A 7,140-nucleotide genomic window follows, 5' to 3' on the forward strand; every position below is an offset into this window, starting at 1 on the left:
GGCTGCGGCGCCGGCTGCCGCCACCCATGCCGGTTTGCCGGCGATGCCGGCGCAGGCCGTGCCGCCCGCAGCGGCGCAGCCTGGCGTTGCACCGCCAACCGCTGGCGTCATGGCAGCCGGAGCGCAGCAGGCCGTGCCGTCATCCACCGCTGCCGCGCCGCAGGCCACTGCGCTATCGACCAACGCCGCAGTCGTGCCAGGTGAAGCGCGCCCAGCTGCCGCCCCAACACCGGCACAGACGACCGCCGCGCAATCATCCGCAGCGCCTGCGGCGCCCGTGGGCGGCGCTATGAAGGCGCCGCAAGCGGCCACGCCGGTCCCATCCACGCCAACTGTTGCAGCGGCAACCGCCCCCGTCGCGCCGCCGCCAGCCGCGCTGGCCGCCGCCCCCGTCAAACCAGTGGCGCCACCCGAGCCGCCGGACGAAACCATTCCCACCGCGCGCGATTTGCCGGAGCCGATCCAGCGCATCTTGCCAACGGTGGCGATGAGCGGCTACATGTACTCGAAAAATCCGGCTGACCGCCTGGTCCTGATCGACAAGGCGCTGCGGCGCGAAGGGGATGAAGTCGCGCCGGGCCTGGTGCTGGAGCGGCTGTTGCCGAAAGGCGCGGTGTTTACGTTCCGCGGTTACCGCTACCGGGTTCCCTACTAATGATTACCGCATCAAAGGACAGTAATGCAAGCAGTTAACCCCGCCCCGGCGCAGCCTGTGATCGGCATTGTCGGCACGTCCGGCAGTGGCAAGACCACGCTGCTCGAGTTCCTGGTCGCGCAACTGGCGGGGCAGGGCATGCGGGTCAATATCATCAAGCACAGCCACCACGACCTGGAGCTGGAGCCGCCGCGCAAGGATTCGGCGCGCCTGCGCATGGCGGGCGCCCATGAAGTCATGGTGGCGTCGCCTTACCGCTTTGCCATCATCCAGGAATTGCGCGGGGCGCCCGAACCCACGCTGGATGAGCAACTGGCGCGCATGGCGCCGGCCGACCTGACCCTGGTGGAGGGGTTCAAAAGCTATGCTTATGACAAGCTGGAAGTGTACCGGCTGGAAGCGGGACGGCCGCCACTGTACCCGCACGACCCGTACATCGTCGCGGTGGCGTCCGACCAGCCGCGCCCGGCCGACGCGCCGCCGGGTGTCGCCTGGCTGGATTTGAATGCGCGTGAATCGGTGCTGGCATGGATCGCCGCCTGGCTGAAAAAAAATCACGCGGCGCCCTAAAGTCCTGCGGAAAGCATCCGTAACCAGAAGATAGGCCTGATTGGGAGGATGCCATGGACGTTAGCGGAATTGCACGAACAGCGACAACGATTGCCGATACCGGCATCAAGCAGGATGTTGCCATCGCTGTGGAAAAGAAAGCCCAGGATGTACAGGCCTCCAGCGCACAGGCGCTGATCGAAGCGATTCCGCCTGTGCCGAAGGCTTCCAATTTGCCACCCAATCTCGGCACTCGCATCAATACGACAGCCTGAGCGCCGGTCGCGGCGTCCGGGTTGCGTTCCCAGGTTGTGCGCCATAGAATGCGTCAACACTTCCACAGTGTTGCGCGTTAATGCAGGACGTAAGACTTCTTACGGACCACCATACCAAAGGGAACGACCATGAAAAAACTGATTGCCGCCGTAGTTGCCGCCACCTTCGCGATGGGTTCAGCCTTCGCCCAGGTTCCAGCTCCAACCCCTGAAGTCGCTGCCCACGCGCCTGCGAAGAAAGCTTCGCACAAAAAAGTAGCGCACAAAAAAGCGCACAAAAAAGCCCGTAAAGCCGCAGTGTGATTGTTTGGCGTAACTGCCAGACCGCGCACTCAGCGCTGACGTGAAACAGAGCCCGGACATTGCGTACCGGGCTTTTTTTATTTGCCGGCTTCTTCCTGCAAAAAAAAATTTAAAAATAGTTGTAAGGTTGCTCCGCCCCGGGGCGACTACCGTGCAGCCGCAGACATCTGCGCTTTTCAATTGACCAAAGGAGATACACCATGAACAAACGCCAAGCCCTGATCGCCGCCGCCCTGGCAACCGTTTGCGCCGCCGGCGCAGCATCCGCTGCCGATGCACCGAAAGGCGACAAGGAAAAATGCTACGGCATCGCCAAGGCCGGCCAGAACGATTGCGCCGCCGCCAATGGCTCGCACTCGTGCGCAGGCCAGGCCAAGGAAGACAACGGCGCCGCCGAATGGAAATTCGTCGCCAAGGGCACGTGCGAAAAAGCCGGCGGCAAAACCACGCCGCCAGCCAAGTAATCCCGGCACACCGGTAACGACAGGAGCCCGCCATGCCGCATGACAGCCGCCAACCCCACGCTGACAAAGCCGGGGGCGGGTCACCCGCCGGGAGCGCGTGCCTCGGCGTGGGTGTCGGATTGCGGGCGCCCCATTACCGGCAATTTCTCGAGCAGCGCCCGGCGACGGGCTGGCTCGAAGTCCACACGGAAAACTACCTGGACCGCGCGGGCTGGGACTGGCACGTCCTGCAATCGCTGCGGCGCGATTATCCCGTCAGCCTGCATGGCGTCGGCCTGGGGTTGGGATCGGCGCGGGGCTTTTCCACCGAACACTTGCAGCGTGTGCGGGAACTGGTGCGGGCCGTCGAGCCGGCGCTGGTGTCCGAGCACCTGTGCTGGGGCGCCGTGCAGGCGCACCAGTTGAACGATTTATTGCCGCTGGCGCTCGATGGCGCCGCGCTGGATTTGCTGTGCGCACGTGTGCAACAGGTCCAGGAGGCGCTGCAGCGGCCCATCCTGCTGGAAAACGTGTCGACTTACGTGCGTTTTCGCGGCGATGCGATGAGCGAAGCCGAATTCATGGCGGAGCTGGCCAGGCGCACGGGTTGCGGGCTGCTGCTCGACATCAATAACCTGTACGTCAACCAGTGCAACCACGGGGAAGATGCGCTGGCCGCGCTGGCCGCGCTGGCCGCGCTGGCCGCCATTGCGCCCGGCACGGTGGGGGAAATCCACCTGGCAGGCCACCTGGTGACGCCGCAAGCCGTGATCGACCACCATGGCGCTACCGTGGCCGAACCTGTCTGGGCGCTGTACCAGGCGGCATTGCGGCGCTTTGGCGCGGTGCCGACGTTGATCGAATGGGATACCGATATCCCTGCGCTCGGCGTGCTTCTGGGCGAAGCGGAAAAAGCCCGGGCCCATCTGGCCGGAGTGGCGACGGCGCAGGGCTTGGCCGGCAGCGCAAACCTTGCCAAACCTGATGCCCGTGAAGCGTGCGTGGCGCCGGATTCGCCACAACGGCAGGCGGTGCGCGGCGAGCCGGATGCAACGCTGGCCCAACACCAGCAGGCGTTCGCCGGCGGCCTGTTCGATCCCGCGCAGGCTTTGCTGGCGACCGCGCCGCTGGCGCCGCACGCGCAACTGGAACACCGGTACGCGCTGTACCGGGGCAACCTGTCCGCCACGTGGCACAAGGTGCTGGCGGCAGCCTATCCCGTGATTGCGCAACTGGTGGGCGATGAATTCTTTGAGGCGCTCAGTAAAGCCTATGGTCGCGCGCATCCGTCCGACAGCGGCGACTTGAACCGCTTCGGCGCCCATTTCGCCGCCTTCCTGGCGGATTTCCCGCACGTGGCGGATTTGCCGTATTTGTCGGACATGGCAACCCTGGAGTGGGCGCTGCACCGCGCCCATTACGCGCCCGATGCGCCAGCCGCCACGGCGCAGGCATTGGCCGCGCTGGCGCCGGACGCTTTCGAGCAATGCGCGCCGGGATTGCATCCGGCCTGCACGCCACTGGCGCTGGCCACCAGCGTGGTGGCGCTGTGGCAGGCGCACCAGCCGGGCGGCGCGCCATTCCCGCAGCACATGGCGGCAGCAAGTTATTGCGTGGTCGCGCGGCCCCGCTGGAAGGCCACCGTGACGCCGCTGCCTGCCGCGTCGTATGCGGCGCTGGCGGTCTTGCGCGACGGCGGTACATTTGGCGCGGCGCTCGACGCGGCCTTCGATGCCGATGACGATTTCGACATGGCCGGCCAGCTGCAGTGCTGGCTGGATGCCGGCGCGATCAACGATTGGATGCATGATGAATAAATTGATGGTATTGCACCGCCGCCTGTCGTGCTGCGATGCATTTCTTGCCGACTGGGGTGTGTCCGTGGCCAGCCTGGCCATCCGCTGCTATGTGGGCTGGCAATTCCTGAAGTCCGGCATGGTCAAGGTACAGGACTGGAATGCGACCTTGGACTTGTTCCGCTACGAATACATGGCGCCGTTGCTGCCGCCGGAGCTGGCCGCGTACATGGGGGCGGCGGGAGAATTGCTGTTGCCGATGCTGCTGTTCATCGGCTTGCTGACGCGGCCCGCGGCGCTGGCGCTGTGCGCGGTCAACGTGATGGCGGTGCTGTCATACCCGCAATTGTTCACGTTCGATTGCCCTGCGGCCATCAACGATCATTTCTACTGGGGGGCGTTGTTGCTGGTGGTGGTGGCCATGGGGCCGGGGCGGCTGTCGCTGGACGCCTGGCTGGCGCGCAGCGGCCGGTAAATCATTCGTCGCGGAAGGCGCGCATCAATCTGGCTTCGCCGGTGGCGTCGCCGAACAGCAGGTTGGCGGCATGGGTGGCGGCGATCATCCGCGCCAGTTGGGCATCTTCGAAACGGGCCAGTTCTTCGGTGGCCGCTTGCAGCGCATGCAGCAGGCGGGCGCGGGCGCTTTGGTACAGCACGCTGGAATAATGATCGGTATTTTTCAGCAATTCCTCTGCATTTTCGATCACCTGGCGCAAGTCGCCGATCAGGCGTTCCTGCGTATGCTGGTTTTCCGGGCCATCCATGACGTACTCCCGAGACAACTTTGCGTGCCGGATGGCGCAAGGCTGGGGCGCCATCCCCGTGGTTAGTTTCAGCTTAGCGCGATATTTCCCAAATGCAAGAAAAATGCGCCAGCTAAAGCTTAAACGGCGCCTTCCGCCACTACGCTGATTTGCACATCGCCGATGGTGATGCGCTGCCCTGCACGGATTTTCGCGGTCTTGCGCAATTCCTGCTTGCCATCGACCTTGACCGCACCGCTGGCCACCAGCACCTTGCCGGCGCCGCCGCTGTCGCACAGGCCGGCCACCTTCAGGAGCTGATTCAGCTCGATGAACTCTCCGTTCAGTTCCACACTAACTTTCTGCATTTTATCCTCAGTTGCTGTTACACGTATTTTGGTTTCCGCATATTACGGCGCAGCAGGGCGGGTCATGTCCAGCGGGATGATCCATTGCGTGAACTGGTCTTCCGTGACAAAGCCCAGTTCCAGGGCGGCTTGCTTCAGCGTTTTGCCTTCGTGCTGCGCTTTTTTCGCGATTTGCGCGGCGCGATCATAGCCGATATGGGGCGCCAGCGCAGTCACCAGCATCAGCGACCGCTCCATCAATTCTGCGATGCGGCCCAGATTGGGCTCGATTCCCTGCGCACAATGATGGTCGAAACTGCGCATGCCGTCCGCCAGCAGGCGCGTGCTTTGCAGGAAATTATGAATGATCATGGGCTTATAGACATTCAATTCGAAGTTGCCCGATGCGCCGCCCATCGTGATGGCCACGTCATTGCCGAACACCTGGCAGCACAGCATGGTCATGGCCTCGCACTGCGTGGGATTGACCTTGCCCGGCATGATGGAGCTGCCCGGCTCGTTTTCGGGGATCGTGATTTCGCCGAGGCCGGAGCGGGGGCCGGACGCCATCCAGCGGATATCGTTGGCGATTTTCATCAGCGCCGTGGCCAGTGTTTTCAGGGCGCCATGGGCGGACACCAGCGCGTCATGGCCCGCCAGCACGGCGAATTTATTGTCCGCGCTGGAAAATGGCAATTGCAGGCGCGCCGCCAGTTCCTGCGCCATGCGTTGCGCATATTCCGGATGCGCGTTCAGGCCCGTGCCGACCGCCGTGCCGCCGGCCGCCAGTTCCAGTACCGGGGACAAGGCGCCCGTGATCATCAGGTCCGCGTAATCGAGCTGCGCCACGTAGCCGGAAAATTCCTGGCCCAGGGTCAGCGGCGTCGCATCCTGCAAATGCGTGCGGCCGATTTTCACGATATCGGCAAACGCGTGCGACTTCGCTTCCAGGGTTGCGCGCAATTCGCGCAGCGCCGGCAGCACGTCGCGCGCCATCGCCCAGGCTGCCGCCACGTGCATCGCGGTGGGGAAGATATCGTTCGATGACTGGCCCTTGTTGACGTCATCGTTCGGGTGCAGCAGGCGCGCTTCGCCCCGTTCGCCGCCCATCAGTTCCGATCCCCGGTTGGCCAGCACTTCATTCATGTTCATGTTCGACTGCGTGCCGGAACCCGTTTGCCACACTGACAGCGGGAATTCTTCCGCATGCTGTCCGGCCAGCACTTCGTCGGCGGCCTGCATGATGGCGTTTGCCTTGGCTTCCGGCAGCAAGCCCAGATCGACGTTGACGCGGGCGGCGGCGCGCTTGACCTGGGCCAGCGCATGTACGAGGCTGGCCGGCATGCGTTCCGTGGAAATCGCGAAGTGGTGCAGCGAGCGCTGGGTTTGCGCGCCCCACAGGTGGTCGGCGGGGACGTCGATCGGGCCAAAACTGTCGTGTTCGGATCGGGTATTCACTTGGGCTCCGCAGGGTTGGTGTATCGGCAAGTGTAGCGCAGCGGTCAAATTCCGGCGCGGGGCTAACTATTGGAAAATTCCTGCCGTTAAGATACTTACATTATGTGCAGCCCACTTCCACACTATGCAGCATCGCTTTAACCGTTTTTCATCGATCGCCATCGCGGCCGCCCTGCTGGCAGGGACACCTGCCCGTGCCGCGGAACTGGGCGACATTGCGGTGCGCACTTACCTGAACCAGCCGCTGACGGCCGATATCGAACTGGTGATGCTGTCGCCGGACGAAGCGGCGGAAGGCGTGCCGGTGCGCATGGCGGGACCGAATATTTACCAGGGCGCCAACGTGCGCATGCATCCGGCGCTGGCCGGCGCCCGCATGTCGGTGCAGCGCAAGGATCACCGGCTGTTCGTCCACATTGTCACCTTGCAGCCGGTCGACACGGAAGTGGTGCACCTATACCTGGAGCTGGGTAACGGCAGCCGCGCCGTGGTGCGCGCCGCCACGCTGTGGCTGACGCCGGAGCCGCCCGGCGCGCCACGGCCGCCCGTGGTGCGCCCGCTGCCGGCGCAG

General features: G+C 64.2%; 11 protein-coding genes. 8 read left to right on the forward strand and 3 right to left on the reverse strand.

The genetic code is table 11. The features are described 5' to 3' along the window. The 7 genes from GJ700_RS34575 to GJ700_RS34600 all read left to right on the forward strand — a co-directional run. Window positions 1–655, forward strand: a 655-nt coding sequence (locus GJ700_RS34575) for a general secretion pathway protein GspB (RefSeq protein ID WP_154382751.1), incomplete at its 5' end; no start/stop codon positions are given. A 24-nt stretch (window positions 656–679) separates the two neighbouring features. Next, complete coding sequence (mobB, locus tag GJ700_RS34580) at window positions 680–1,225, forward strand: molybdopterin-guanine dinucleotide biosynthesis protein B (RefSeq protein WP_154382753.1); 546 nt, start codon at window positions 680–682, stop codon at window positions 1,223–1,225. 53 nt (window positions 1,226–1,278) lie between these two features. After that, window positions 1,279–1,479, forward strand: coding sequence for a YjfB family protein (locus tag GJ700_RS34585; protein WP_154382755.1), 201 nt, complete (start codon window positions 1,279–1,281; stop codon window positions 1,477–1,479). A gap of 129 nt (window positions 1,480–1,608) precedes the next feature. Next, window positions 1,609–1,782 (forward strand): hypothetical protein, encoded by a 174-nt coding sequence (locus GJ700_RS35110; RefSeq protein ID WP_195764113.1) that lies wholly within the window; start codon window positions 1,609–1,611, stop codon window positions 1,780–1,782. Between the two features lie 200 nt (window positions 1,783–1,982). Further along, window positions 1,983–2,246, forward strand: coding sequence for a BufA1 family periplasmic bufferin-type metallophore (locus GJ700_RS34590; protein WP_154382757.1), 264 nt, complete (start codon window positions 1,983–1,985; stop codon window positions 2,244–2,246). 32 nt (window positions 2,247–2,278) lie between these two features. Next, window positions 2,279–4,042: an MNIO family bufferin maturase gene (gene bufB, locus GJ700_RS34595; protein ID WP_154382759.1), complete on the forward strand. Its 1,764-nt coding sequence runs from the start codon at window positions 2,279–2,281 to the stop codon at window positions 4,040–4,042. After that, complete coding sequence (locus tag GJ700_RS34600; RefSeq protein ID WP_308700739.1) at window positions 4,032–4,496, forward strand: DoxX family protein; 465 nt, start codon at window positions 4,032–4,034, stop codon at window positions 4,494–4,496. The genes bufB and GJ700_RS34600 overlap by 11 nt, the downstream gene beginning before the upstream one ends. Window position 4,497: 1 nt before the next feature. Here the strand turns inward: GJ700_RS34600 and GJ700_RS34605 are convergent, their stop codons facing one another. The 3 genes from GJ700_RS34605 to fumC form a co-directional block, all read right to left on the reverse strand. Then, a complete protein-coding gene (locus GJ700_RS34605) occupies window positions 4,498–4,785 on the reverse strand; it encodes a DUF883 domain-containing protein (protein WP_154382761.1) in 288 nt (95 codons plus the stop codon). Between the two features lie 119 nt (window positions 4,786–4,904). After that, window positions 4,905–5,132 (reverse strand): RNA-binding S4 domain-containing protein, encoded by a 228-nt coding sequence (locus GJ700_RS34610; RefSeq protein WP_154382763.1) that lies wholly within the window; start codon window positions 5,130–5,132, stop codon window positions 4,905–4,907. Between the two features lie 42 nt (window positions 5,133–5,174). Further along, window positions 5,175–6,569 carry a class II fumarate hydratase gene (fumC, locus tag GJ700_RS34615; protein ID WP_371868263.1) on the reverse strand — a complete coding sequence of 465 codons (1,395 nt, stop codon included), beginning with the start codon at window positions 6,567–6,569 and terminating at the stop codon, window positions 5,175–5,177. 124 nt (window positions 6,570–6,693) lie between these two features. Between fumC and GJ700_RS34620 the strand changes: the two genes are divergently transcribed. Further along, window positions 6,694–7,140: type IV pilus assembly protein FimV (locus GJ700_RS34620; protein WP_229507418.1), on the forward strand; the 447-nt coding region annotated here is incomplete at its 3' end.

The sequence above is a fragment of the Pseudoduganella rivuli genome (genome assembly GCF_009674485.1).
Taxonomy (GTDB): domain Bacteria; phylum Pseudomonadota; class Gammaproteobacteria; order Burkholderiales; family Burkholderiaceae_D; genus Rugamonas; species Rugamonas rivuli_B.